Origin of the sequence: Pseudomonas pseudonitroreducens (genome assembly GCF_021603645.1) — a bacterium.
GTDB classification, from domain to species: domain Bacteria; phylum Pseudomonadota; class Gammaproteobacteria; order Pseudomonadales; family Pseudomonadaceae; genus Pseudomonas; species Pseudomonas pseudonitroreducens.
Map to the genome: position 1 here is coordinate 490,510 of NZ_BQHJ01000005.1, position 25,545 is coordinate 516,054.

The window sequence follows — 25,545 nt, forward strand, 5'->3', positions numbered from 1 at the left end:
TCCTCTAGGAACGCGGGTTGCCGCGCAGGGCCAGTGCGGCCACCGCACAGGCCAGCAGGGCGATGAAAGACAGATAGAACGCATCACCGTAGGCCATGAGGAATGCCTCGTGGCGAATGTTCGCGCCCAGGCGGGCGAGGGTTTCGGCCTGCGCCGGCAGCCATTCGTTGAGCGCGAAGGCGCTGCCGGGGTCGTCTTGCAGGCGTTCCTGCAGGGCTGGCGAGAAGAGCGTCAGCTGTTCGCCGATGCGCTCGGAGTGGAAGCGCTCGCGCTGCGAGACGATCTGTGTCAGCGCCGCCGTCCCCACCGCGCCGCCGAGGTTGCGCAGCATGGAGAACAGCGCCGAGGCAGAACCGGCCTGCTGTTTGGACAACCCGGAAACCGCCAGCACCGACAGCGCCACCATGATGAACGGCTGGCCGATGCCGCGGACTACGGTGGAGGGAATGATCACGTTGGCCGCGCTGTCGGCATCCAGGTGTGCACCGAGATAACAGCCCAGCGCCATGATGGCGAAGCCGCTGGCGACCATCAGCTTGGCGTTCAGCCAGCGCATCAGGCGCGGCATCAGCGGTGCCAGGAGCAATTGCACGAGGCCATAGGCGATCAGGCTGACGCCGATCTCGCGGGCATTGTAGCCATGCAACTGGGACAGGTAGTTCGGCACCAGGAACACCAGGCCGAAGGTCGCTGCGCCGAAAATAAACATTGCCGCGCTGGCCACGCCGAAGTTGTAGCCGGCCAGCAGGCGCAGGTTGATGAACGAGCGCCGGCCGAACAGCTGCGTATGGATGAACAGGAGAAGCGCGAGTACGCCGACGAGCAACATGCCAGTGATGAAGTCGGAACCGAACCAGTCCTTGCGCCCACCTTCCTCCAGCACGACCTGGATCGCCCCCAGGCCGATGATCATGCTGACGATGCCCAGCCAGTCGCCGTTGCGCAGCTTGTGCACCTGCATGGCTTGCGGCGCTATCGCCCAGGCCACGGCAGCCAGCAGGAGCAGGCCGGGGATCAGTTGCAGGTAGAAGATCCAGCGCCAACTGTAGGCGTCGGTAAGCCAGCCACCGATGGACGGCCCGGCAGCCTGGGCGACGCTGTTGGACAGGCTGAACAACGCCATGCCCATGGCTACCCGCGATGCCGGCAGCTCGGTGATGATCAGCTGGAACGACAGTGGGATCAGCACCGCGCCGGCCGCCCCCTGGATCACGCGGATAGCGATCAGGGTGGCAAGGTTCGGCGAGAACGAGCAGGCCACCGAGGCCGCCAGGAAGATCCCCGAGCCGACCAGCATCACCCGGCGCAGGGAAAACACTTCGACCAGCCAGGCGGTCAGCGGGATGATCACGATCTCGGCGACCAGGTAAGCCGTGGAAATCCACGAGCCTTCCTCGAAGCTGGCACTCAGCGAACCCTGGATTTCCGGCAGGGCGGCGCTGGTCACGTGCACATTCATGCCGGCCATGAAGCAGCCGAGCAGCCCGCCGATCACCGCTACCCAGGCTTTCAGCGAGGTTTTTTCGCTCTCACTGGCCATCGGCTTGCGCCTCGCCGCCATCGCGGGTATCCACCTCGGCGATCACCGACATGCCGGGGAGGATCGGCAACTGCTCGCGAGCGCCGGGGTCCAGGGCAATCTTCACCGGGAAGCGCTGGACGATCTTGGTGAAGTTGCCCGTGGCGTTGTCCGGCGGCAGCAAGGCGAAGATCGACCCCGAGCCGGGCGAGACACTCTCGATACGGCCATGCAGCCGCACCTGCGGGAAACTGTCCAGGCGCAGCTCCACCGACTGGCCGGGGCGCATGCGGCGCAGTTGGGTTTCCTTGTAGTTGGCCACCACGTAGGACTGCTCCAGCGGCACCAGGGCCAGCAGTGGCAGGCCGGGCGTGACGTACTGGCGCTGGCGTACCCGGCGTTGGCCAACGACGCCGGCGATGGGCGCGCGGATCAAGGTGTCCTCCAGTTCATGTTCCGCCAGGGCCAGGCTGGCATCTGCCTCGGCGGCGCGGGCCTGACGCTGTTGCAATTGCGCGGCGGCTTGTGCGCGGCCGGCCTGGAGTACGTTCAGGCGGGTGCGCTGCCGGCTGGCCGCGGCTTCGGCGCGGCTGAGCGTGGAGCGGGCCCGCGCGAAGTCGGCGGTGACGCTCTCCAGGCGCTGGCTGCTGGCGGCCTGCTGGGCGACGAGGTCGCGGTAGCGCTGGAAGTCCAGTTGCGCGCGCTGGCGTTCGGCACGGGCGCTGTCGATCTCGGCGACGGCCTGGTCGATCAGCGCCTGCTGTTCCTGCAACTGGGCGTCGAATGTCACCAGCGCGGCCTGTTGCGCGGCGATGGCGGCACGCGCTTCGACCTGCCGTGCCCGGGCCTGCGCCAGTCGTGCCTGATAATCGCGATCCTGAATGCGTACCAGCGCCGTGCCGGCGCTGACGCTCTGGTTGTCAGCGACCAGCACCTCGGCGACGTAGCCGGACACCTTCGGGCTGATGGTGATCCAGTCGGCACGCACGTAGGCGTCATCGGTTTCCTCCAGGTAGCGACCGATGCTCGCCCAGTAGGAGCCGTACCCCAGCACGGCGAGCAGCAGCACGCAGCTGCCCAGCCACAGCAGGCGGCGCTGGCGACGCCTGCTTTCGCGCTGAGCTTTGTGTTCGGCGGCTTCGGCTTGTTGTTCGGCGACGGCCATATTCATCTTGCGGGTTCCGTGGCAGTGGTGGTGTGCCCGGCCAGCTGGTTGGCTGGCGTGTCCTGCCAGCCACCGCCGAGGGCGTGGAAGAGATCGATCTGGCGCTCAGCGAGTAGCTGGTCGGCTTCGGCCGTGTCCGCTTCAAGGCGGACCATGGCGCGTTCGCTATCGAGCACGTCGAGGAAGTCCAGCGCACCGGCCTGGTAGTTCACCTGTGCCAGGCGATAGGCGTTGCGGCTGCTGTCCAGGGCGCTGCCCAGTGCCGCGCGGTGGCCAGCCTCGCCGCTGTAGCGCGCGAGGCTCTGGCGAACCTCCTTGAGCGCCACCAGCGCCTGCTGCTGGAAGCGTGCGAGCTGCTGATTCTCGCGGGCCTGCGCAGCGGCGAGACGGGCACGAGTGCCAAGCAGGTTGGGAAAGCTCCAGCTGATCAGCGGCCCGACGGCATAGGTGATCGCCTCGTGCGCGCCAAGGTCGGAGAGGCGTGAGGCCGATGAGGTGATCGACGCCCCGAACGACACACTCGGGTAGAAGTCGGCCTGGCGCACGCCGACTTCGTGCCCGGCGGCGGCCAGCTCGCGCTGCGCCGCGCGAATATCCGGACGCCGCTGCAGCAGCGCCCAGCCATCGCCAACCGGGAGCGCCTGGTGCAGCTGTGGCACGCTGCGGCAGTCACTGAGCGCAGCCGGCAGTTGCCCTGCCTGGCTACCGGTGAGCACGTTGAGCTCTTCCAGCGCGGCTTGCTGCTCGGCTTGCAGGCGCGGCAGAGCGGCGCGGGTTTCCGCCAGCAGGCTGCGCATGCGCTCCACTTCCAGGTCGGTGAGCAGCCCGGCGCGGCGCTGGCGAAGGGTGAGATCGAGGCTGCGCTCGACGGTCGCCACCGAGTGCTGCTGGATGACGGCCCGGCCGGCATAGGCGCAGGCATTGGCGTAGGCGCGCGCCGTGGCGGCGGCGACACTCACGCGCAACTGGTCGTGGGCCGCCTGTGCCGCCTCGGCGTTGGCCTGGGCGGCGAGGATCGACTGGCGCACCCGACCCCAGAGATCGATCTGGTAGTCGAGCGCGAACCCCGGTATCTGGTTCCACTGCGAGCCGGCGCGGCTGCCGCGGGCCTTGGCTTCGGTCTGGTCGTCGCTGCTGCGGCCGTAGACGGCCTGCCAGCTCGCCGTGGTCGTCGGCCAGCGCTGCGCCCGTGCCTGCCCGAGCAAGGCGAGCAGTTCGTCGACATGGGCCAGGGACGCCTGCAACTGCTGATTGTGTTGCAGGGCCTGGATCACCAGTTGGTCAAGCAGCGGATCCTGGTAGAGCCGCCACCAGTGGGCGGGCGGGTCCTGCGCAGCGACGTTGCTGGCCAGTGCTCGCCAGTCGGCACCGGGGGAAGTGCCGGAAGAGGGCGGCTGATGCTCGCTGACCGCCGCACAGCCGCCCAGCAGCAGGCCGGCGCAGGCCAGCGTGAGCAGAGCATGGCGTGGATTGGATGTAGGTATTGGCATATCGGGGAGTCATTTCGTTTCGGACTCCCGCAGGTTAGGGATTGCGCCGCTACGGTTCTCTCGCCGCCCTGACAACCAGCCTCGCGAAAATGACAACCAGCTGGCTGCCCGCCTCAGGAACGCGCAGCCAGGTAATGACTGGGCAATTGCCCGAGGATGCGCTTGAAGGTCTGCGAGAAGGCGCTCGGGCTCTGGTAGCCATGTTCCAGGGCGACTTCCAGTACCGAAGCGCCGGCGATCAGCCTTTGCAGGCCGAGCACCATGCGCACGCGGGTGCGCCAATCGCCGAAGTTCATCCCCAGCTCGCGCTGGAACAGGCGGGCGAGGGTGCGGCTGCTCATGTTCAGCCGCTGCGCCCAATCCTCCATGCCGGTTTCATCTGCCGGAGCGCCGATCACCGCATTGCACAGGCGCTGCAGACGCGGGTCGGTGGGCATGGCGAGGTGAATGCCGACCGTCTGCGCCGCGTCCATCTCCACCAGCAGCAGTTCGTGCAGGCAGCGGCGGCGCTGCTCGTTGCCAGCGCCGGCCTGCATCGCACTGGCAGCGACCAGCAGCTCGCGCAGCAGCGGCGTCACTTCGATCAGCTGGCACTGCTGGCCGCCCCAGGGCCAGGTTGATGCCGGCATGAACAGCGTGCGCATCCGCACGCTGCCGAACATGCGGATCTGATGCTCGGTACCGGGCGGAACCCAGAGCGCATGGCCGGGCGGCACCACCCAGTTCTTCTGGGCGGCGCCAACCAGCATTACGCCGGAAATCGAGTGAATCAGCTGCGCCTGGTTGTGGCAGTGCGGGAGGATTTCCTCGCCATCCCGGTGGTCGTAGGCCAGCGCTTCGAGGGACATGGCGCAGGTCATGCTGCCTGTCCTTTACGGCGGTAGGGAATGTCGAGCGGCGTCACGGGGGCCTCCTGGTTGAGCCAGCATTCTAAATGAGGCAATCCGGCATGAATTGGCGTTGTATTGCCGGAATAATAAGTCGCGAGCAATAACGCATCAAAAATCAGAAGAATATTGGGATTATCGATAAGTATTGTTCTGTTCAGTGAGAGGAGACATAACCCGAGGCCTCCTGCGCTGGCGGAATCGCGAAGTTCTCCCGCATGCGCTGTGCCTCCGCCAGCGGTGTTCGGCCGAACAGGCGCTTGAACTCGCGGTTGAACTGCGAGGCGCTGGCATAGCCGACGGCCAGGCTCGCCGCCTGCGCCGTCATGCCCTGGCGCACGATCAGCAGCCGAGCCTGGTGCAACCGCGTGCACTTGAGGTATTGCATGGGCGAGGTGCGGGTGACGGCCTTGAAGTGGCTATGGAAGGACGGAACGCTCATACCGGCTTCGCTCGCCAAGTGCGGCAGGTCGATGGGTTGCGCGTAGCTCGTATGGATGCGCTGCAGGGCCCTGGCGATATTGCCGAAGCGGCCGCGCATGGCCAGCGCCGCGCGCATGGCATTGCCCTGGGCGCCGGTGAGCACGCGGAAATACAGCTCGCGCAGCAGCGCCGGCGCGAGGATTGCCGCTTCCAGCGGCTCGCTCAGCGCTTCGAGCAATCGCAGCACTGACTGCGTCAGCGCCGGGGCCATCGGGCTGGAGAACAGGCTGCGTGGTGCGTCCTCGGCAGAAGCTTTGCCCATCTGGTCGATCTGCAACATCAGTTCGGCGGCGAGCTGGAAGTCCAGGTGCAGGTAGATGGCCAGGAGCGGGCGCTCCAGTGTGGCGTCGGTTTCCATGGTGAAGGGCACCGGCACGGCGACCGCAAGGTAGTGCTGTTCGTCGTAGAGGTAGATTTCATCGCCGAAATAGCCGCGCTTGCGGCCCTGGCAGACGATCACGATACCGGGGTCGTAGAGCACCGGGGTGCGCGCCAGCGGGCGATTCGAGCGGAGCAGTCGCACGCCCGCCAGCGCGGTGAGGTTGTAGCCCTCCTGGGGAGCCAATGCGCCGAGCAGGGCGGCCATGCGTGCCTGCCCGGCGCAGGGTGCTTCGATTTCCGCATTCATAGAATCAGGCAATAAAGTCAGAGATTGAGGTCTGCGAGATGGCGGTGATGCTGAGTATTGTGCACTCAAATCCCTGAAGTGGAGTCACCTGATGTCATCTCGCAAAAACCTGCTGATCACCGGCGCCAGCAGTGGCTTCGGCCTCGCCCTGGCCCGCGAGGCGCTCGCCGCCGGGCATCGCGTGGTAGGTACGGTTCGCAACGAACAGGCCCGCGCCGAACTTGAAGCCTTGGCACCCGGGCAAATCTTCGGGCGCCTGCTCGACGTGACCGATTTCGATGCCATTCCGGGCCTGGTCGCGGAGGTCGAGGCCAGCGTCGGCCCGCTGGATGTGCTGGTGAACAGCGCCGGCTACGGCCATGAAGGCATCCTCGAGGAATCGCCGCTGGAGGCAATGCGCCGGCAGTTCGAGGTCAACGTCTTCGGCGCCGTGGCGATGATCAGGGCAGTCCTGCCGTGCATGCGCCAGCGCCGGCGTGGCCACATCCTCAACATCACGTCCATGGGCGGCTACATCACGATGCCGGGTATCGCCTACTACTGCGGCAGCAAGTTCGCCCTGGAGGGCATCAGCGATGCGCTGGGCAAGGAAGTCGAAGGTTTCGGCATCGCGGTGACCGCCGTGGCGCCAGGGTCCTTTCGCACCGATTGGGCAGGGCGCTCCATGGTCCGCAGCCCGCGCTCCATTGCCGATTACGACGCGCTGTTCGACCCGGTACGCCAGGCGCGGCAGGAAAAAAGCGGCAAGCAGCCGGGCGACCCGAGGAAAGCCGCGCGGGCCATGCTGGCGGCCATCGAGGCAGCCGTGCCGCCGCGGCACCTCCTGCTGGGCAACGATGCGCTGGGCCTGGTGCGGCAGAAGCTTTCAGCACTGGAAGAGGAAATCACCCGCTGGGAAACGCTGACTCGTTCCACCGACGGCTGAGGTGCAAGTCAGCGTCCGGCGCTGCGCTCCTCGGGGCGCAGCGTGAGCACTTCGAAGCCCGTAGCGGTCACCGCCACGGTGTGTTCGAACTGCGCGGAGAGTTTGCCGTCGAGGGTCACCACGGTCCACTCGTCGTTCAGGGTTTTCACGCCGGAAAGCCCCTCGTTGAGCATGGGCTCGATGGTGAAGACCATGCCTGGGCGGAGCACCTGCCCGGTGCGCGGGCGCCCCACATGCAGCACCTGCGGCGGCTCGTGCATCTCGCGGCCGATGCCGTGGCCGCAGTAGTCCTCGACCACGCTGTAGCCGTGCTGGCGGGCATGCCGCTCGATGGCGTGGCCGATATCACCCAGGCGGGCGCCGGGCTTCACCGTGCGAATGCCTTTCCACATGGCCTCGTAGGTGATGTCCACCAGGCGCCGGGCGGCGGGTGAAACGTTACCGACGAGGTAGGTCTTGCTCGAATCGGCGATGAAGCCGTTCTTCTCCAGGGTGATGTCGAAGTTGACGATGTCGCCATCCTGCAGCCGGTCCGCCGCGGACGGCACACCATGGCAGACCACCTGGTTGGGTGAGGAGTTGAGCACGTAGGCAAAGCCGTACTGGCCCTTGCTGGCTGGCCGCGCCTGCAGTTCGTCGACGATGTAGCGCTCGACACGGTCGTTCACTTCCAGGGTCGTCATGCCCTCCAGCGGCAGCGTGTCGACGAAGCCGAAAACCTTCGCCAGCAGCCGGCCGGACTCGGCCATCAACGCCAGTTCCGCCGTGCTCTTGATCATCTTGCGCCGACCGCGGCCGGGCATTTCACCCCGGCTTCCTGCAGTTCGCGGGTGACAATCTGGTTGAAGCTCAGGGTCGGCTCCAGCTCGCAGAGCATGCCTATCCTGATCCAGAACGCGGCCTGGGCGTTGATCGAGCGGCAGGTCACCGAACTGGCGCGGCGCAGTTGATCGTGCAGGTCGTCATCCAGGTTGATGATGCCCATGTGTCGCGAATCTCCATATGAAACATAACAAAACATATATCAAGCATATGGCTTCGGCAGGTTCAATGCAAAAGCGACCTGCCCTCGCGCTCAAGCGGAGGGCTGCGCCGGGGGGCTGTCCTGCAGACCGCGCAGCAGGTCAACCAGCGCGCGGGCGCAGGCGGGCAGGGCTTCACGGTCGCGCAGCAGCACGCTGCGTTCGCGGACCACCCAGGGCTCGTCCAGCGGCAGGATTCGCAGGTTCATGGTGCGACTGTGGCGCACGGCGGCGGTTTCCGGGATGACGCCGATACCGACCCCGGCCTCGACCATCCGGCAGATGGCCTCGAAGCTGGCCACCTGGATGCGCAGGTTGAGCTCGCCACCCATGCGGTCAACCCGTTCGCGCAGAAAGCTCTGCAGGGTGCTGCCCTCATGCAGGGCGATGTGCGGGTAATCCAGCGTGTCGGCCAGGGTCAGGCGGGGCAGGGCGCACAGCGGGTGATCCGGTGCGACGGCAAGCACCAGCCGGTCGGTACTGAAGTGGACCACCTGCAACCCCTCCGCACGTACCGGGCCGGCGACGATGCCGAGGTCCGCCGAGCCATCGAGGATGGCTCGGACGATATCGCGGTTCAGGCGTTCCTGCAGGTCGACGCTGACGCCGGGGCGATCGGCGAGAAAGTCCGCCAGCAGCTCCGGGAGGAACTCGGTCACCGCCGTGGTGTTGGCGAAGATGCGGATGTGCCCGACCTGGTCGCCGGCCTGGCCGCTGAAGTCGCTTTTCAGGTGGTCCACCTGGCGCAGGATCAGCCGCGCGTGCTGCAGCAGGCGCTGGCCGGCGGGGGTCAGCTCGACCCCGCGGTTGTCGCGATACAGGAGGCGGCAGTCGAGCTGTCCTTCCAGCGCCTTGATCCGCGCGCTGGCGGCAGCCGCCGAAAGATGGGCGCGGCGTGCGCCCTGGGTGAGGCTAGGGGCTTCGGCGATATGCGCGAAGAGGCGCAGGTCGGCCAGGTCGAAGTGCATGGAACAGGTCCCCGCTAGTCTTTGAATGGAGGATTGGCGTTCGGGATTTCCGAATGCTGGATTATGAAAATGTGGATTCGACGAACGCAAGCCCTGTTGCATGCTCCGTTCACCACAACGCCAAGAGGTCCGAAATGAGCGATTCGCCCTACGCCGACTGGATCGGCCGCTCCCAGGAGCGCGAGGAAGAACTGAGTGCCGTGCTGGTCCGCCGCCTGGCCGTAACCCTTGGCGAAGAGGTGCCGGCCAAGGGTGAAGCGCTGCCGCCGCTGTGGCACTGGATGTTCTTTCAAGACGAAGTAGGCGAGGCGGGCCTGGGGGCCGACGGCCATCCGGCGCGCGGAGGCTTCCTGCCGCCGGCCGATGGGCGCAACCGCATGTGGGCCGGTGGCCGCCTGGAGTTTCACCAGCCCCTGCGCGTCGGCGGCGTGGCCAAGCGCACCACCACCATCCTCAATGTCGAGGAAAAACACGGCCGCACCGGCTCGCTGCTGTTCGTCACCCTGCGCCACGATTTTCACCAGGACAACCACCTGGCCTTCAGCGAGGAGCAGGACATCGTCTACCGCGAACCGACTCCACCCAAGCTCTCCAGCGGCGAAGCGCTGCCCGCCGGCGACTGGAGCGAGACCGTCGAGCCGACACCGATCCTGCTGTTCCGCTATTCCGCGCTGACCTTCAACGGCCACCGCATCCATTACGATTGGCCCTACGTCACCGAGGCCGAGGGCTATCCCGGGCTGGTGGTGCACGGCCCGCTGATCGGCACCCTGAATCTGCGCGCGTTCTGCCGCGCCAACCCCGCAGCGCGCCTGCGCCGCTATGCCTACCGTGGCTTGCGCCCGCTGATCAGCCCTGAACCGTTCGCCGTCGGTGGCCGCCTCAGTGGCCCTGGCAAGGCCGAGGTCTGGGCTGGCAACGGTGCCGGCATCGCCCAGCGCGGCGAAGTGGAATTCGACTGACCGCACCGCCTCCGGTGCCTCCAACAAGAAAGACATGAGGTGATTCGATGACGTCCACCCCCGAAGAACTCCAGGCCATCCGTGACGGCGTGCGCGCCCTCTGCGCGGAGTTCCCCGCTGAATACTGGCGCAGGATCGATGAAGAGAAGGGCTTCCCCGAGGACTTCGTCCGCGCCATGACCGAAGCCGGCTGGCTGTCGGCGATGATCCCGGAAGAGTACGGCGGCTCGGGCCTCGGCCTGGCCGAGGCGTCGGTGATCCTCGAAGAGGTGAATCACTGCGGCGGCAACTCCGGGACCATCCACGGGCAGATGTACAACATGTTCACCCTGCTGCGGAACGGCAGCGCCGAGCAGAAGGCCTATTATCTGCCCAGGCTCGCCAGCGGCGAACTGCGCCTGCAGTCCATGGGCGTCACCGAGCCCACCACCGGCACCGATACCACCAAGATCAAGACCACTGCCGTGCGCCGTGGCGACAAATACGTGATCAACGGCCAGAAGGTGTGGATCTCGCGTATCCAGCACTCCGACCTGATGATCCTGCTGGCCCGCACCACGCCGCTGGCCGAGGTGAAGAAGAAGTCCGAGGGCATGTCGATCTTCCTGGTCGACCTGCGCGAAGCCATCGGCAACGGCCTGACCGTGCAGCCGATCGCCAACATGGTCAACCACGAGACCAACGAGCTGTTCTTCGACAACCTGGAAATCCCCGCCGGCAACCTGATCGGCGAAGAGGGCAAGGGCTTCAAGTTCATCCTCGACGGCCTCAATGCCGAGCGCACGCTGATCGCCGCCGAGTGCATCGGCGATGGCCGCTGGTTCACCGAAAAATCCGCACAGTACGCCCGCGACCGCGTGGTGTTCGGCCGCCCGATCGGGCAGAACCAGGGCGTGCAGTTCCCCATCGCCGAGGCCCACATCGAGATCGAGGCGGCCGACCTGATGCGCTGGCGCGCCTGCCAGGAGTACGACAGCGGCAAGAACGCCGGCGCCGCCGCCAACATGGCCAAGTACCTGGCAGCCAAGGCCAGCTGGGAAGCGGCCAACGCCTGCCTGCAGACCCACGGCGGCTTCGGCTTCGCCAACGAATACGACGTCGAGCGCAAGTTCCGCGAGACGCGCCTGTACCAGGTGGCGCCGATCTCCACCAACCTGATCCTGTCCTACGTGGCCGAGCACCTGCTCGAACTGCCGCGTTCTTTCTGACCGGGGACGACAAGCGATGAACAATACCCACGCCCTCGCCGAATTCCTTGCCGGCCTGCGTTACGAAGACCTGCCCACGACAGTGGTCGAGTACACTGAAGAACTGTTCCTCGATTGGCTCGGCTCGGCCCTGGCCAGCCAGAGCCGCCACCCGATCCCGCTGTTCCAGCGCTATGCCCAGCGCATGGGGCCGGCGAGCGGCAAGAGCCGCGTGCTGGTGGACGGCAGCTCGACGTCCGCCTACTTCGCCGCGCTGGTCAACGGCGCCAGTTCGCACCTGGTGGAGCAGGACGACCTGCACAACAGCTCCGTGCTGCACCCGGCCACCGTGGTCTTTCCGGCGGCCCTGGCCGCCGCGCAGGAACTCGGCAAATCCGGCCGCGAGCTGATTCTTGCCAGCGTTGCCGGCTATGAAGCGGGCATCCGCATCGGCGAGTTCCTGGGTCGCTCGCATTACCGCATCTTCCATACCACGGCCACGGTCGGCACCCTGGCCGCCGCGGTGGCGGTGGGCAAGCTGCTCGGGCTGGATAGCCGGCAGTTCGTCAACTGCCTGGGCAGTGCCGGTACCCAGGCCGCCGGGCTCTGGGAGTTCCTCCGCGACGCCGCCGACTCCAAACAACTGCACACCGCGAAAGCTGCGGCTGACGGTCTGCTCGCCGCCTACCTGACGGCCGATGGCCTGACCGGCGCGCAGAATATCCTCGAAGGCGAGCAGGGCATGGCGGCTGGCATGTCCAGCGACGCCGATCCGAGCCGGCTGGTGGATGGCCTGGGCACCCGCTGGGCGCTCTGCGAGACCTCCTACAAGTTCCACGCCTCCTGCCGCCACACCCATCCTGCCGCCGACGCACTGCTCGGCCTGATGCAGCGCGAAGGGCTGGCGCACGGCGATATCGCCAAGGTCACCACCCGCGTGCACCAGGGCGCCATCGATGTGCTCGGCCGCGTGGTGGTGCCGCAGACTGTGCACCAGGCGAAGTTCTCCATGGGCACCGTGCTGGGCCTGATTGCCGTGCACGGCAAGGCCGGGCTGGTGGAGTTCGAAGAGTTCGCCCTGAGCGACGCCGCGGTTTCCGCGTTCCGCGAGAAGGTCAGCATGCAGCTCGATGGGGAAGTGGACGGCGCCTACCCACGCCGCTGGCTCGGCCGGGTCGATGTGCTCACCACCGACGGCCGCCAACTGCACGGCGCCATCGATGAACCCAAGGGCGACCCGGGCAACGGCCTGAGCCGGGCGGAGCTGGAGGACAAGTTCCGCCGCCTGCTGGCCTTCGCCGGCCAGCGCAGCGAGAGCGAAGCGGATCGACTGGTACAGGCCAGCTGGCGGCTGCACCAGCTGTCGAACCTCGACGACTTCCATTGAAAGAGACTCGCGGGCGACTCCGCCGCCCGATCCCACTGAATCGTAGCGTCGGCCGCTCGGCCGGCGTCTGGAGTTGCCCATGAGTTCGCGTCCCCTCGACGGGATTACCGTCGTCAGCCTGGAACACGCCATTGCCGCGCCGTTCTGCACCCGCCAGCTGGCCGACCTCGGCGCCCGTGTGATCAAGATCGAGCGCCCTGGCGTCGGCGATTTCGCCCGTGGCTATGACGAGCGCGTGCGCGGCCTGGCCTCGCACTTCGTCTGGACCAATCGTTCCAAGGAAAGCCTGTCCCTGGATCTCAAGCAGGAGCCGGCCCAGGCGGTGCTGGAACAGTTGCTCGAGCGTGCCGACGTGCTGGTGCAGAACCTCGCGCCAGGTGCTGCGGCACGCCTGGGGCTGTCGTTCGAGGCACTGCACGAGCGTTTCCCGCGGCTGATCGTCTGCGACATTTCCGGCTATGGCGAAGGTGGCCCCTACGAACAGAAGAAAGCCTATGACCTGCTGATCCAGAGCGAGAGCGGCTTCCTCTCGGTCACCGGCGGGCCTGGAGCCGACGAGATGGCCAAGGCCGGCTGTTCTATCGCCGACATTTCCGCCGGCATGTACGCCTACAGCGGCATTCTCTCCGCGCTGCTGCTGCGCGGCCGCACGGGGGAGGGCAGCCGCGTCGAAGTGTCGATGCTCGAAGGCATGGCCGAGTGGATGGGCTTCCCCATGTACTACGCCTTCGAAGGGCAGTCGCAGCCACCACGCGCCGGCGCCGCCCACGCCACCATCTATCCCTACGGGCCGTTCCCCACTGGCGATGGCGGCAGCGTCATGCTCGGTGTGCAGAACGAGCGGGAATGGAAGCAGTTCTGCGAGGTGGTGTTGCAGCGGCCGGAGCTGGCGAGCGACCCGCGCTTCACCGCGACCAGCCTGCGTGTGGCCAATCGCGATGCCTTGCGCGCGCTGATCGTGGAATCCTTCGCGGGGCTGGCCGCCGGGCAAGTCATCGAACGCCTGGAGCAGGCGCAGATTGCCAACGCCCACGTCAACGACATGCGCGGTCTGTGGCAGCACCCGCAACTGGCCGCTCGCAACCGCTGGCGTGACATCGACAGTCCGGCCGGGCGCCTGCCCGCGCTGTTGCCCCCAGTGAACAGCAATGCCTACGCCCCGCGCATGGATGCCGTGCCGGCGCTGGGTGAACAGACGGATGACCTGCTGCAGGAACTGGGTTATACCCCCGGTGATATCCAGCGCCTGCATGAGCAGGGCGCGGTATGACCCAGGAGAACCCCGTGAGTCAGGAAAGCCCCATGAATCCAGTTGTGCGAACCGCGTTGTTCGTGCCCGGCAGCCGCCCGGAACGTTTCGCCAAGGCCTTGGCCAGCGGTGCCGACGCCGTGATCGTCGACTTCGAGGATGCTGTCGAGGCGTCGCTCAAGAGCCAGGCCCGCGACAACCTTGAAGCCTTCCTCGGCGCCAATCCTGACGCCCGTGTGCGCGTGCGGGTGAATGCCGCTGGCGATCCGCAGCAGGCGGCCGATCTCGAGCTGTGCGGGCGCCTGCCTGGCATCATCGGCATCCTGTTGCCCAAGGCCGAGCGCGCCATGCAGGTGCGCATCGCCGCGTCCTGCGGCAAGCCGGTGTGGCCGCTGATCGAGAGCGCCCGCGGCCTGCTTGCGCTGGGCGAGATTGCCGCTTGCGAAGGCGTGGAGCGCCTGACGTTCGGCGGCCTCGACCTGGCGCTGGATATCGGCATGAGCAGCGGCACTGCGGCGGCCGCCGTGGTCTACGACCAGGTTCGCCTGAGCCTGCTGCTGCATTCGCGGGTGAATGACCTGCAGCCACCGCTGGATACCGTCTTCCCTGCGTTCGACGACGCCGAAGGCTTCGCCGCGACCATCCGCCATGGCCGCGACCTCGGGTTGCTCGGTGCGCTGTGCATCCACCCCAGGCAAGTCGGCGTCGCCCATGCAGCACTGGCCCCCAGCACCGACGAACTGGACTGGGCCCGGCGGGTGGTGGCTGCGGCGGAGAGCGGCGCGGCAGCCTTCCAGGTCGACGGCCAGATGGTCGACGCGCCAGTGCTCGGCCGCGCCCGTCGGCTGCTGGCCAGCGCCGGCAACTGAGCGACTATCTGTAGGAGCGAGCTTGCTCGCGAACATTTTTCCGCCGGCAGCGGTGTCAATCGTTCGCCAACATGCTTGCTCTTGCTCCCAGCAGGCGCCGGTCGATCTCAAGGCTGCTGCAATAGATGCGCGTTGGCATTGATCAGCCCCTGCATGACCTCCACCAAGCCGTTGATGGCGAACTGCACACCCATGCACACCAGCAGGAAGCCCATCAGCCGCGAAATCGCATCGATGCCGGACTTGCCCGTGGCTTTCATGATCAGGTCCGAGGCACGCAGGCAGCCCCAGAGGATCAGCGCGGTGCAGAGGAAGATCAATGGTGGCGCGACCAGAATCACCCAGGGTGGAAAGCTGGTGCTGTGCTTGATGCTGGCTGAAGAGCTGATGATCATCGCGATGGTGCCGGGCCCGGCGGTGCTGGGCATGGCCAGCGGGATGAAGGCGAAGCTGGTGCGCTCGGGGGCTTCTTCACGGGCATCAGGGGAGGGCATGGGGGCGGGAAACAGCATGCGCCCGCCGATGATGCAGAGGATGCCGCCCCCGGCGACGCGCAGCCCCGGAATCGAGATGCTGAACACCCCCATGATGAACTCGCCGATGTAGTAGGTCAGCGCCATGATGATGAACACGTAGCAGGCGGTCCGCAGCGCCTGCTGATTCTTCTCTTCGTGGCTGAACCCCTGGGACAGGGCAAGAAACAGCGCCACTGTCGTCGGTGGATTGATCAGGGGCAGCAAGGCGAGCAGCCCAAGTAGGATAGCGTCGAACAAACTGCTCATGGCCGGGCGCCTCCGCTGGTGTCGGGCTGGACTGGAGTTTAGGTGCGAATCGGCAGTCCGGCGCCGAACCCGCGCCACTCTTTGCCCGAACGCTGAACTACGCTGCATCACGGTCAGCTGGCCGCTTCGCTCGAACAGCGCGCCGCCTTCGCCTGGAGTCACATTGCCGATGTCCGAGACCCCGTCGCGAGCCCGTTCCGGCTTCGACTGGCAGCGCTGGTTGCCAGGCCTCGCCACCTTGCGCGATTACCAGGCGCGCTGGCTGCCCAAGGACCTGGCCGCCGGCCTGGTGCTGACCACCATGCTGGTGCCGGTGGGTATCGCCTATGCCGAGGCATCCGGCGTGCCGGGCATCTACGGGTTGTACGCGACCATCATCCCGCTGCTCGCCTACGCGCTGTTCGGACCCAGCCGCATCCTGGTGCTCGGCCCCGATTCGGCGCTGGCCGCGCCGATCCTCGCGGTGGTGGTGCAATACGCGGCGAGCGACCCGCAGCGAGCCATTGCCATCGCCAGTCTGATGGCGCTGGTGTCAGGTGCCGTGTGCATGATCGCCGGGCTGCTGCGCCTGGGTTTCATCACCGAACTGCTGTCTAAACCGATCCGCTACGGCTACATGAACGGCATCGCGCTCACCGTACTGATCAGTCAGCTGCCCAGGTTGTTCGGCCTTACGCTCGACAGCGAGGGGCCACTGCGCGATCTCTGGCACCTCGGCCAGGCGTTGCTGGAGGGGAAGGCCAACTGGACCAGCTTCGCCGTGGGCGCCGGCAGCCTGCTGCTGATCCTGCTGCTCAAGCCCTGCAAGCGCATTCCGGGCATCCTCATTGCGGTAATCCTGGCGACACTGGCAGTCAGCCTGTTCGGCCTCGGCAGCCACGGCGTGAAGGTGCTGGGGCAGTTGCCGCAAGGACTGCCGTCGTTCGCCTTGCCGTGGCTGAGCGATATCGACCTGGTCGAAGTACTGCTCGGTGGCGTGGCAGTGGCGCTGGTTTCCTTCGCCGACACCAGCGTACTGTCGCGCACCTATGCGGCGCGATTGAAGACCCCGGTGAACCCGAACCAGGAAATGTTCGGTCTCGGCGTGGCGAACGTCGCCTCAGGGCTGTTCCAGGGCATTCCGATCAGCAGCAGCTCCTCGCGCACGCCGGTGGCTGAAGCGGCCGGGGCGAAGACGCAGCTCACCGGTGTCGTCGGCGCCCTGGCGGTTACCCTGTTGCTCCTGTTCGCCCCCGATCTCCTGCAATACCTGCCTAACAGCGCGCTGGCAGCCGTGGTGATCGCCGCCGCGATCGGGCTGTTCGAGTTCACTGACCTCAAGCGCATCTTCCGCTTGCAGCAGTGGGAGTTCTGGCTATCCATCAGTTGCTTTGCCGGCGTGGCGGTGTTCGGTGCGATTCCGGGCATCTGCATCGCCGTGGCGATCTCCGTAATCGAATTCCTCTGGGATGGCTGGCGGCCGCACCACGCCGTGCTCGCGCGGGTAGACGGGGTGCGCGGCTATCATGATGTAACGCGTTACCCGAATGCCCGGCGCATCCCCGGCCTTGTGTTGCTGCGCTGGGATGCGCCATTGTTCTTTGCCAACGCCGAACAGTTCCAGGCCCAGGTACTGGCCGCGCTGGCCGAGTCGCCGACGCCTGTGCAGCGGCTGGTGATCGCCGCCGGCCCGGTGACCAGCATCGACATTACCTCCGCCGACATGCTCGCCGAACTGGACAGGATCCTGGAGCAGCGTGGCGTCGAGTTGCAGTTCGCCGAGATGAAAGACCCGGTGAAGGACAAGATGAAACAGTTCGAGTTGTTCGAGGGGCTCGGCGAATCGGCGTTCCATCCGACCGTGGGGGCCGCCGTGGACGCCTATCTGGCCGATTCCGGCGTGGACTGGAAGCCCTGATCAGCAGGGCGCAGGAAAAATCAGCCGGGCAGCAGGCGGGGCAGGGGTTACGCGCCGATACCGCCGCCGCTAGAGCTTCCAGATGGGGCCGTAGGTGCCAAAGCACGCGTTCGACAACGCTTGCTGGCGAACACCGTGGGCTTCATAACCGCCGAATTCATTGATCTCCAGGGTCAATTGCGGGGTGAGCTCCTTGCCACTCTTGAGGCGAACGCTGTCGAACACCTGCAGCTTCTTGCCGGTATTGACCACGCTGGTCTCCATCCAGGCCTCGGGCGTACTGGCTTCATCCAGGCGGGCCAGCAGCGCGTTATAGAGGGGGAGGTAGCGTCCATCCGGAGCCTTGCAGTCGATATTGATCTTCTTCACCAGCGTCTCGGCTTCGGCAGAGCTGAAATACAGGCGGCTGCCGACATCGCGCTGGAGCCTGTCGACGTAGGTGCCCTGGGCGACGTCCTTTGCTGAAACTGCGCTCGGTACAGCGGAAGGCTTTCCGGCGAGCTCGGCCTGGCACGCCTGGCGGCTCCTGTAGAAGGTGTGTGAGACCCGAACGCCGGCGGGCTTGTAGATCGCGGAGGTGATCAGCACCTCGCCATCGGCGCTCAGATAGTCACTGTCGGGCAGGTATTCGCCGCCGTTGCCCCAGACGCCATTCGGAAGGCCGCTTGGCCACTCGACGCAGGAGGGCTGCTTCATATCGCGGCGCAGCTCGTAGACGCGGCCATGCAGGAAGGCCGCCGCGCTGTCGGCAAGGCTCAGGATTGGTGTCAGCAACAGGCAGGATGCGATGAACAGTCGGGTCCGATTCAAGCAGCGTCTCCTTGTCGCCGTTGGGCCGTTCGAACTCAGGATAGCTGCGTCTCGCCTCGACGCCGGACGAAGTTCGCCGCTCGCGCTGGATAGCGCCAGGCGGAGCAGGGCGCCTGGCTTGCGCGATTGCAGCAGATGCAATTCGTCGTCTGGCCAGGACGCTCGGTAGACGCGCGCCAGCCCCTCGACTAACTCTATTGATCAACGCCGATGAGCAGGTGTGGCTCTGCCAGGAAGAGCGGGAGGTTGCTCCTCGTCACACAGCCCGGGTCATGCCCGGCCATGTCCAGCAAGGAGAGCCTCGTCATGCCTGCATCACCACTGCACCCGTTCCATCCGATCATTTACGTCCGCGGTTTTGCCGCGACCGCCGGGGAAATCGAAGATACCGTTTCCGATCCCTACATGGGATTCAACATCGGTTCCACCCGGTCGCGCCGGAGCTGGACTGGCGAAACCCAGCGTTTCTATTTCGAATCGCCGCTGGTGCGCCTGATGGGCGAATACCAGTACGACGACCTGTACTTCGATGGCATCGACAAGCTTGGCGTCGGCAACGAAGCGGTTCCTTATCGCTGCGTGGTCATCCATCGTTTCTACGATGAGGCCTCCAGCGTCTTCGGCTCTGGTGAGACACCACCGATCACGCACTTCGCCCAAGGCTTGAACGACCTGATTCTCGCCCTCAAGCGCAAGGTCCTGGACAACCCGGAAAACCTTGCCGCCGGCGTAACCGCGCAGAATTTCCGCGTCAATCTGGTGGCCCATTCCATGGGCGGCCTGGTCTGCCGGGCCTTTCTGCAGAACGCCAGCCTGGGCACACAGGAGGCACGCGATGCAGTAGAAAAACTCTTCACCTATGCCACGCCGCACAACGGCATCGACATGCGCATCGTGCGCAACGTACCGGGCTGGCTGACCTTCGGCGACGTCAACAACTTCAACCGTGAGCGCATGGCCGATTACCTGAGCCTGCCCAAGGGCACCGAGGATGTGTCCGAAGTCCGTGGCTTTCCGGCCGACTGGATTTTCAATCTGGTCGGTACCAATCCCAAGGACTACAGGGTCATGGCAGGCGCATCGGCCTGGGCCGCCGGCGACGAAAGCGACGGCCTGGTACGCATCGAGAACGCAACGACTCATGGTACGGACACCGACGGCAAGGATGTCGGCTCACCCAGGGCTTTCGTCCATCGCAGTCATTCCGGGTACTACGGCATCGTCAATTCCGAGGAGGGTTTCCAGAACCTGACGCGATTCCTCTTCGGCAAACTGCGCTTCGACGGCGTGCTCGACATTGACGACATCACCCTGCCTGCCGAAGTCGACAAGCAGATGAAGGACGGCAAGCAGGTGAGGGCGTCATACCAGTTCGAGGTGGCGGTGAGCATCCGCGGCAGCCAGTGGCAGATCACACGGCGAGAAGTGCGGGAGAATTCGGCGATTTTTCGCTCCTACGAACAACTGTTCCCCGGTAACGCCGGCGGCGTCAGGCCGCCAGACCGCAGCCAGAGCCCGCATCTGTTTTCGGTATTCCTCGACCCGGACAAGAGCGTGAAGACCTCCAAGTCGGTCAGTTTCGCCTTCGAGTTACGCATTCTGGTGCCGGACTACGAGGTGGATGGCGTGCTTTTCCTCAAGCGCCATTACGAGGGCAGTTACATCCTGCAGAAGCAGATCCTGGTCGAGGCCGTGCGTGATCCGGCATCACCGGTCGGCTGGAGCCTGAAGTACGGCTTCCAGGAGAACAACCCCGGCAAGCCGGGCATTGCCGCAAACAGCAAAGTGATTGCCGGCGGTATCGGCTTCGATATCCCCATCGAGCAGAAAGTGCGCCCGGGCGTGACAGGCACGCTGCGCATCGAAGCGCGACCGTGGAACTCAACCGCACGTGGAAGCAACTGACAGCGGAAGGACGTATCGATCGGGTTTGCGCTGGGAAATGGCAAACCCGACATCCTGTGAAGGGAATTCCCTGGCGAAGCAGTTGAGGGGTTGGCCGCCCAGGCAAAGTGAGGCTGAGCTGTTTTGCCGGAACCGGTGGATAGGGTAAGAGTGTGGCGAATCAGTTCGGCAGGAACAGAGACCTGGGTAGAGAGCTTTCTGTATCCCTATATGCAATTTAACATAATATACATTATGCGAACTTACCTATGGGGAACGCTGAGCCCAGTGTCGCGGATTTTAACCTGCAGAAACCTCTAGTTCGGCTGTTTTCTGTGTTTTGCATCATTGCCTCAGTCTGGCTTCATGGCGGCTAGCGGTCCTGCTCGTTCGTGGGGAAATTTGTCCTGCGATTCTCTTCACGAAGAATCGCCGCGCTGCACTGGACGAATTCATCCATCGTTCGACATCGTGATGAGCGCGCACCAGCAATCGATTCGATCAGCGCCGTATCGTTTCCTGTGGCGTATTGAGTGCCGCATTCCTCGCGGCCAGTCTCTCGCTGCGCCGAAGTGATTCTCGGCGAATGTTCCTGGCAATTGTCGGCAAGGCATCGAGGCCACAAACAGTTTGCCCGGACGCGATCACTGCGCCGGGTCGCTGCTACCGGCAGGCTTCGACGATACGCCTGTGCAAGACAAGGTCTTGTCGATAAAAGTAACGCGTTACGTTTTATTGTGACCAATAATGGTAACGCGTTACCTGTTGCGTTCCTTGCAATCTCCTGGTCGCTGCGCGAGCGCCAGTAACGCCTAGTCAGCCAGTTCCGCCAGTACGCCTTTCAAACGCTCCAGAGTCGCCGGCGTGCAGGCCTGCATCGGCTCGCGTACTTCATTGGCGATCGAACCCAGGAGTGCCAGTGCACCTTTCACAGCCGCCGGATTCGGCTCGGCAAACGCTGCCTGCATCCACGGCAGCAACCGGTAGAAGGTGCGCCTGGCGGAGTTCACGTCGCCCTCCTCCATCTGCCGGAACATCTTCACATAGAGGTCGGCGCGAACATGCGAGGACGCCGAGATCGCTCCGGCGCCTCCCAGGCAGAGGTTGCTGAAAATCTGCAGGTCCTCGCCGGTGAGAACCGAGACCTGCCCATCGGCGATCAGGGCCATGGTCGTTTCCGGGTCGCCGGCACAATCCTTGATCGCGGCAATATTGGGGTGGCGTACGATGCGGCGCAGCGTCTCGCGCTCGATGCGCACCCCGCTGCGGTAGGGAATGTCGTAAAGCACGACCGGGACGCTGGCGGCATCAGCCACGGTGCGGAAGAAGGCTTCCAGCCCGGCCTGGGACGGTCGGATGTAGTACGGCGCGGGCACCAGGACGGCGGCTATCGGGCGACGCTGAATATCTTCGAGGAAGGCCAGCAGCTCGCGCTGGTTGTTGCCAGCCAGCCCCATGATTACCTGCTGCGAAGGAACCCACTGCAGAACGGCATCGAGCACTTCGAGCTGTTCTTCCTGGCTCAGCGCGGCGGCCTCACCTGTGGTGCCGCAAACCACCAGGCCGGCGACCCCTTGCTCTAGTAGCTGGGCAACCAGCCCCTGCAGTGCCGGGTAGTCCACTGCGCCATCACGAAAGGGAGTGATCAGTGCCACCCAGATTCCACGAAAATTCGACATGCAAAAACTCCTGTTGGCTGACCGTCGGGTCGCCGTCAGGGTGGGATGCGGGAATCAAGCGGGGGGATCGACCTTGCGCCTTGTGTCCTGTCAGCCCATCTGACGGGACAGCGCCCCGGTCAAATGAGCGACTGTTTCTTCGATTTCTTGGCAACGACGACGCACGCGCATGCCCGGGCAGGAAGGCCCGAAGCGGAGAGCGAGTGGTCGAGGATGGGAAGCATGAAATTGCCGTTGCGCGAAATGTCTGACGGATACTGCTGAAGGAGCGGTGGGGCTGTCAACTCCCCCGCTCCGCTTCGCCGCTTTCAGTCCTTTCCGCAGCGACTCTCATCGTGTTGCAGGCTGGCCTGGCTCACCTGGCTGCCAGGCGGCACGCTGCGGGTCAACCAGACATTGCCGCCAATGGTCGAACCCTTGCCAATGGTGACGCGCCCCAGGATGGTGGCGCCGGCGTAGATCACCACTTCATCCTCGACGATCGGGTGGCGCGGCTCGCCCTTGTGCAACTGGCCGCTCTCGTCGGAGGTGAAGCGCTTCGCCCCCAGGGTTACCGCCTGGTAGATGCGCACCTGCTTGCCGATGATCGCGGTTTCGCCGATCACCACACCAGTGCCATGGTCGATGAAGAAGCTGCTGCCGATCTGCGCGCCAGGGTGGATATCGATGCCCGTCGCGGAGTGCGCCAGTTCCGAGATGATCCGCGCCAGTAGCGGCAAGCCGGCGTTGTACAGGTGATGCGCCAGGCGGTGGTGAATGATCGCCACGACGCCGGGATAGCACAGCAGCACCTCGTCAACGCTGCGTGCTGCCGGGTCGCCCTGGTAGGCCGCAAGCACATCGGCGTCGAGCAGTTTGCGCATCTCCGGCAGAGCCCTGGCGAAGTCGCGCACCAGCACCACGGCATGCTCGTCGATCCGGCTATCCACCACGTCACCGCGCTGCCGCGCGCTATAGCGCAATTCCAGGCGAGCCTGCAGCAGAAGTGCGTTCAAGGCGGCGTCCAGGGTGTGGCCGACGAAGAAGTCCTCGCTTTCTTCGCGCAGGTCGTTCGGCCCCAGGCGCATGGGGAACAGTGCGCTCGCCAGACGTTCCACTACTTCCTCGATGGACTGGCGCGACGGCAGTTCGCGGCCGCCCTGCTCCGGATGGCGGCCAGTACGGCTGCGCCATTCATTGCGCGCGCCGCGCAGGTCGTCGACGATCTGCGCCAGTTGCCAGTTCACCGGGCCATGTTCGTTCAGTCGGTTGGCGTCGTTCATCGCTTGCTGTGTTCCTTGATCTTCAGAGGCTTCAATCACGATTGCCTATCCTGATCGGTCGCGCCGCCCAGGACAAATCGCCGGAAGGCATAACCTAATGCCTTTTTCGTAGTACGGAGTGTTTCCACAGCAACACTGAACCAACAGCACTGTTGCTGCAGCAACAGCACCCTGCCTTCAGATGCCCGAAAATCGCGAGCTGCCGCTCTGGCACAGGCCTTGCTGCCGTGCAGAACCCGCAACGCAGCTGCCCTTTCCCTTCTGCCTGACCGAGCGTACCGACAAGGACGGCTGCCGGGCCCGAATTCCAATGAAGACTTGCCACGCGTGCACCGACGGGGCAGCGCCCCACTTCGATGATGGCAACGAGGACACCCCATGAGTCTCGATATTTTCTGGTTCCTGCCGACTTCCGGCGACACCCGCTACCTGGGTCATTCCACCAGCGGCCGCCCGGCCACCAACGAATACATGCGGCAGATCGCCGTGGCTGCCGATCAGCTCGGCTACGACGGCCTGCTGATTCCCACCGGCAGCAGCTGTCTCGATCCGTGGGTGACCGCCGCCAGCCTGGTGCCGGTCACCCGGCGTATCAAGCTGCTGGTGGCCCTGCGCACGTCGCTGGGCAATCCCACTGCCTCGGCGCGCCAGGCCGCCACGCTGGACCAGGCCAGCGGCGGTCGCCTGCTGCTGAATGTCGTCCCCGGCGGCGACAGTACCGAGCTTGAAGCTGACGGCGTGTTCCTCAGTCACGACGAGCGTTACAGCGCTTCCGACGAGTTCCTGACCATCTGGCGCCGCCTGCTGTCGGGCGAAACCGTAGACTTCGACGGCAAGCATCTGAAGGTGAACGGCGCGCAGAACTTTTTCCCGCCGCTGCAGAAGCCTTATCCGCCGCTGTATTTTGGTGGCTCCTCCCCTGCCGCCCACGACCTGGCCGCCAAGCATGTGGATGCCTACCTGACCTGGGGCGAACCGCCTGCCGCGGTGGCCGAGAAGATCGCCGACGTGCGCGAGCGTGCCGCTCGCCAGGGTCGAACGGTGCGATTCGGCGTGCGCCTGCACGTGATCGTCCGCGAGACCAACGAGAAAGCCTGGGCCGCCGCCGACGAACTGATCAGCCACCTGGACGACGCCACCATCGCCGCTGCGCAATCCAACTACGCGAAGATGGATTCGGTGGGTCAGCAGCGCATGGCTGCGCTGCACGGAGGTGATCGCAACAAGCTGGAGGTGGCACCGAACCTATGGGCGGGCGTCGGCCTGGTGCGCGGCGGCGCCGGCACTGCGCTGGTGGGTGACCCGCAAACGGTTGCCGCGCGCCTGCTGGAGTACGCCGCCCTGGGTGTCGACAGTTTCGTGCTGTCGGGCTATCCGCACCTGGAAGAGGCCTACCGCTTTGCCGAACTGGTGTTTCCGCTGCTGCCAGGCAAAGGTCGCGTGACAGTCGATGGCGTGCTCACCGGCGGCGCTTTCGATGTCCGCGCCGGGCGCGCGCAGGGCAAGGAGGCGGCCACCTGAGTCGCCGGTGCGTCACGGCGAGCCCTTGACGACATTGCCCCTGAGCGATCAGGGGCTACTCTTGCTGCAGCATTTATCGGAGTTCGGCTCTGCCAGGGAAGCAGCGCGACCATGCAATGGCTGATCGAGTATCGACTCAATGGCGAGGACCGGCACCTGCTCATGCGGTCGCGGACTATCCCCCACCTCAAGGCGATCGCCTTCTCCATCTACGTCCGGGAATTTCCCGAGCAACCCCGGCCGCAGCATTCCTCCGCCAGGGTCGAGTCATGGCTGGGCGCCTGTGGCATCACCATCAGCGACGTCCGCCTTATCTCCTCTCAGGCCTGAGCTGATTGGCAGGCGCCCTGTTCAGGCGATGCGAAAGGAGACGTCCTGCACATTGTGCGCCTCCACGTTGCGCCGAATGGTGTGGTAACGCTGCTGGTAGCCGCGAAGATCATGGGTCGGGATGTGCAGGTGGCGCGCGACATGACTCCACGCCCGCGCCTCGCTCATGGACTCGTCCTCGGCTTCGAACTCGAATTCCCGCCCATCTCTCACAAAGCTGACGTGGTAGCGCTTTGTCAGGGATTCGTCCTGCATGGGGGGCCTCCGGTTGCTGGCTGTACTTCAAGCACTGACCGGGCGCCGGCATGGACGGTTCAAACAGAATGAAAGGCGGCTATCGGCTTGCCGGTCAGTCCATCACAACCAGCGCGACGGCGCCGCCTTCGCCAGTTGCATGGTGCAGGACGAGATCAATCCGGTGGGCGGCGTGAAGCAGGGTTTCCGCGTCGCGCTCGAGCAATTGCGCGGCCGCCATCAGCGCGGTGGCGGTATCGACAGTGGAAGCTTTGAGTGCGGCCTCGCGCAGCACCTGGACGACGCAGGTCTCATTGAAAGCCGAGGCCATCAGTACCTTTCGCAGTCGCTCCACTTCAGCCTCCATTGCGTGTGGGTGGGGATCGCCGGAACGGGCTTGCGCAA

The 25,545-nt window shown here is 65.2% G+C and carries 24 protein-coding genes; 10 read left to right on the top strand and 14 right to left on the bottom strand.

The window, feature by feature from the left end:
- Positions 1 to 4: 4 nt before the first annotated feature.
- The 5 genes from L6D89_RS15185 to L6D89_RS15205 all read right to left on the bottom strand — a co-directional run bounded on the left by L6D89_RS15185 (position 5) and on the right by L6D89_RS15205 (position 6,172).
- A complete protein-coding gene (locus L6D89_RS15185; RefSeq protein ID WP_236200327.1) occupies positions 5 to 1,540 on the bottom strand; it encodes an MDR family MFS transporter in 1,536 nt (511 codons plus the stop codon).
- On the bottom strand, positions 1,530 to 2,690 hold the full coding sequence (locus tag L6D89_RS15190; RefSeq protein WP_236200328.1) for an HlyD family secretion protein: 1,161 nt from the start codon (positions 2,688 to 2,690) through the stop codon (positions 1,530 to 1,532). The genes L6D89_RS15185 and L6D89_RS15190 overlap by 11 nt, the downstream gene beginning before the upstream one ends.
- The gene (locus L6D89_RS15195) at positions 2,687 to 4,174 is read right to left on the bottom strand and encodes an efflux transporter outer membrane subunit (protein ID WP_236200329.1); all 1,488 of its coding nucleotides are present in this window, start codon (positions 4,172 to 4,174) and stop codon (positions 2,687 to 2,689) included. Before L6D89_RS15195 ends, L6D89_RS15190 begins: the two co-directional genes overlap by 4 nt.
- A 113-nt stretch (positions 4,175 to 4,287) precedes the next feature.
- Entirely contained in the window at positions 4,288 to 5,034 is a 747-nt protein-coding gene (locus L6D89_RS15200) for an AraC family transcriptional regulator (RefSeq protein ID WP_236200330.1), read from the bottom strand.
- A gap of 184 nt (positions 5,035 to 5,218) precedes the next feature.
- On the bottom strand, positions 5,219 to 6,172 hold the full coding sequence (locus L6D89_RS15205) for an AraC family transcriptional regulator (protein WP_236200331.1): 954 nt from the start codon (positions 6,170 to 6,172) through the stop codon (positions 5,219 to 5,221).
- 91 nt (positions 6,173 to 6,263) lie between these two features.
- Here L6D89_RS15205 and L6D89_RS15210 point away from each other — a divergent pair, with 91 nt between their 5' ends.
- Positions 6,264 to 7,097, top strand: coding sequence for an oxidoreductase (locus L6D89_RS15210; protein WP_236200332.1), 834 nt, complete (start codon positions 6,264 to 6,266; stop codon positions 7,095 to 7,097).
- Between the two features lie 8 nt (positions 7,098 to 7,105).
- On the opposite strand, the gene map is transcribed toward L6D89_RS15210, so the two are convergent.
- From map to L6D89_RS15225, 3 genes are all read right to left on the bottom strand, one after another.
- Positions 7,106 to 7,876 (bottom strand): type I methionyl aminopeptidase, encoded by a 771-nt coding sequence (map, locus tag L6D89_RS15215; RefSeq protein ID WP_236200369.1) that lies wholly within the window; start codon positions 7,874 to 7,876, stop codon positions 7,106 to 7,108.
- Positions 7,873 to 8,082: a ParD-like family protein gene (locus tag L6D89_RS15220; protein ID WP_236175680.1), complete on the bottom strand. Its 210-nt coding sequence runs from the start codon at positions 8,080 to 8,082 to the stop codon at positions 7,873 to 7,875. The genes map and L6D89_RS15220 overlap by 4 nt, the downstream gene beginning before the upstream one ends.
- Before the next feature lie 90 nt (positions 8,083 to 8,172).
- Positions 8,173 to 9,087 carry a LysR family transcriptional regulator gene (locus L6D89_RS15225; protein ID WP_236175679.1) on the bottom strand — a complete coding sequence of 305 codons (915 nt, stop codon included), beginning with the start codon at positions 9,085 to 9,087 and terminating at the stop codon, positions 8,173 to 8,175.
- A gap of 134 nt (positions 9,088 to 9,221) precedes the next feature.
- On the opposite strand from L6D89_RS15225, the gene L6D89_RS15230 reads away from it, so the two are divergent.
- The 5 genes from L6D89_RS15230 to L6D89_RS15250 all read left to right on the top strand — a co-directional run bounded on the left by L6D89_RS15230 (position 9,222) and on the right by L6D89_RS15250 (position 14,741).
- On the top strand, positions 9,222 to 10,049 hold the full coding sequence (locus L6D89_RS15230) for an HTD2 family dehydratase (RefSeq protein ID WP_236200333.1): 828 nt from the start codon (positions 9,222 to 9,224) through the stop codon (positions 10,047 to 10,049).
- Between the two features lie 47 nt (positions 10,050 to 10,096).
- Positions 10,097 to 11,257 carry an acyl-CoA dehydrogenase family protein gene (locus tag L6D89_RS15235; RefSeq protein ID WP_236200334.1) on the top strand — a complete coding sequence of 387 codons (1,161 nt, stop codon included), beginning with the start codon at positions 10,097 to 10,099 and terminating at the stop codon, positions 11,255 to 11,257.
- Positions 11,258 to 11,273: 16 nt separating this feature from the next.
- Positions 11,274 to 12,623, top strand: coding sequence for an MmgE/PrpD family protein (locus tag L6D89_RS15240; RefSeq protein ID WP_236200335.1), 1,350 nt, complete (start codon positions 11,274 to 11,276; stop codon positions 12,621 to 12,623).
- A gap of 79 nt (positions 12,624 to 12,702) precedes the next feature.
- The gene (locus L6D89_RS15245; protein ID WP_236200336.1) at positions 12,703 to 13,893 is read left to right on the top strand and encodes a CaiB/BaiF CoA transferase family protein; all 1,191 of its coding nucleotides are present in this window, start codon (positions 12,703 to 12,705) and stop codon (positions 13,891 to 13,893) included.
- A 32-nt stretch (positions 13,894 to 13,925) separates the two neighbouring features.
- A complete protein-coding gene (locus L6D89_RS15250) occupies positions 13,926 to 14,741 on the top strand; it encodes an HpcH/HpaI aldolase/citrate lyase family protein (RefSeq protein ID WP_236200337.1) in 816 nt (271 codons plus the stop codon).
- A 107-nt stretch (positions 14,742 to 14,848) separates the two neighbouring features.
- Here the strand turns inward: L6D89_RS15250 and L6D89_RS15255 are convergent, their stop codons facing one another.
- On the bottom strand, positions 14,849 to 15,523 hold the full coding sequence (locus L6D89_RS15255; RefSeq protein WP_236200338.1) for a MarC family NAAT transporter: 675 nt from the start codon (positions 15,521 to 15,523) through the stop codon (positions 14,849 to 14,851).
- Positions 15,524 to 15,692: 169 nt separating this feature from the next.
- Between L6D89_RS15255 and L6D89_RS15260 the strand changes: the two genes are divergently transcribed.
- On the top strand, positions 15,693 to 17,420 hold the full coding sequence (locus L6D89_RS15260; protein ID WP_236200339.1) for a SulP family inorganic anion transporter: 1,728 nt from the start codon (positions 15,693 to 15,695) through the stop codon (positions 17,418 to 17,420).
- A 69-nt stretch (positions 17,421 to 17,489) separates the two neighbouring features.
- Here L6D89_RS15260 and L6D89_RS15265 read toward each other — a convergent pair whose 3' ends face one another.
- Entirely contained in the window at positions 17,490 to 18,371 is an 882-nt protein-coding gene (locus tag L6D89_RS15265; protein ID WP_236200340.1) for a hypothetical protein, read from the bottom strand.
- Between the two features lie 165 nt (positions 18,372 to 18,536).
- Between L6D89_RS15265 and L6D89_RS15270 the strand changes: the two genes are divergently transcribed.
- Entirely contained in the window at positions 18,537 to 20,135 is a 1,599-nt protein-coding gene (locus L6D89_RS15270) for a PGAP1-like alpha/beta domain-containing protein (RefSeq protein ID WP_236200341.1), read from the top strand.
- Between the two features lie 791 nt (positions 20,136 to 20,926).
- Here L6D89_RS15270 and dapA read toward each other — a convergent pair.
- Positions 20,927 to 21,793 carry a 4-hydroxy-tetrahydrodipicolinate synthase gene (gene dapA, locus L6D89_RS15275; protein WP_236200342.1) on the bottom strand — a complete coding sequence of 289 codons (867 nt, stop codon included), beginning with the start codon at positions 21,791 to 21,793 and terminating at the stop codon, positions 20,927 to 20,929.
- Between the two features lie 308 nt (positions 21,794 to 22,101).
- Positions 22,102 to 23,055 (bottom strand): serine O-acetyltransferase EpsC, encoded by a 954-nt coding sequence (gene epsC / locus L6D89_RS15280; protein ID WP_236200343.1) that lies wholly within the window; start codon positions 23,053 to 23,055, stop codon positions 22,102 to 22,104.
- 378 nt (positions 23,056 to 23,433) lie between these two features.
- Here epsC and ssuD point away from each other — a divergent pair, with 378 nt between their 5' ends.
- Both ssuD and L6D89_RS15290 read left to right on the top strand, forming a co-directional pair.
- Positions 23,434 to 24,576 (top strand): FMNH2-dependent alkanesulfonate monooxygenase, encoded by a 1,143-nt coding sequence (gene ssuD / locus L6D89_RS15285; RefSeq protein ID WP_236200344.1) that lies wholly within the window; start codon positions 23,434 to 23,436, stop codon positions 24,574 to 24,576.
- 111 nt (positions 24,577 to 24,687) lie between these two features.
- Positions 24,688 to 24,906, top strand: coding sequence for a hypothetical protein (locus tag L6D89_RS15290; RefSeq protein ID WP_236175895.1), 219 nt, complete (start codon positions 24,688 to 24,690; stop codon positions 24,904 to 24,906).
- Positions 24,907 to 24,927: 21 nt separating this feature from the next.
- Here L6D89_RS15290 and L6D89_RS15295 read toward each other — a convergent pair whose 3' ends face one another.
- Together L6D89_RS15295 and L6D89_RS15300 are read right to left on the bottom strand one after the other, a co-directional pair.
- Positions 24,928 to 25,161 (bottom strand): hypothetical protein, encoded by a 234-nt coding sequence (locus tag L6D89_RS15295; RefSeq protein ID WP_236200345.1) that lies wholly within the window; start codon positions 25,159 to 25,161, stop codon positions 24,928 to 24,930.
- Positions 25,162 to 25,255: 94 nt separating this feature from the next.
- The gene (locus tag L6D89_RS15300; protein WP_236200346.1) at positions 25,256 to 25,495 is read right to left on the bottom strand and encodes a hypothetical protein; all 240 of its coding nucleotides are present in this window, start codon (positions 25,493 to 25,495) and stop codon (positions 25,256 to 25,258) included.
- Positions 25,496 to 25,545 lie beyond the last annotated feature (50 nt).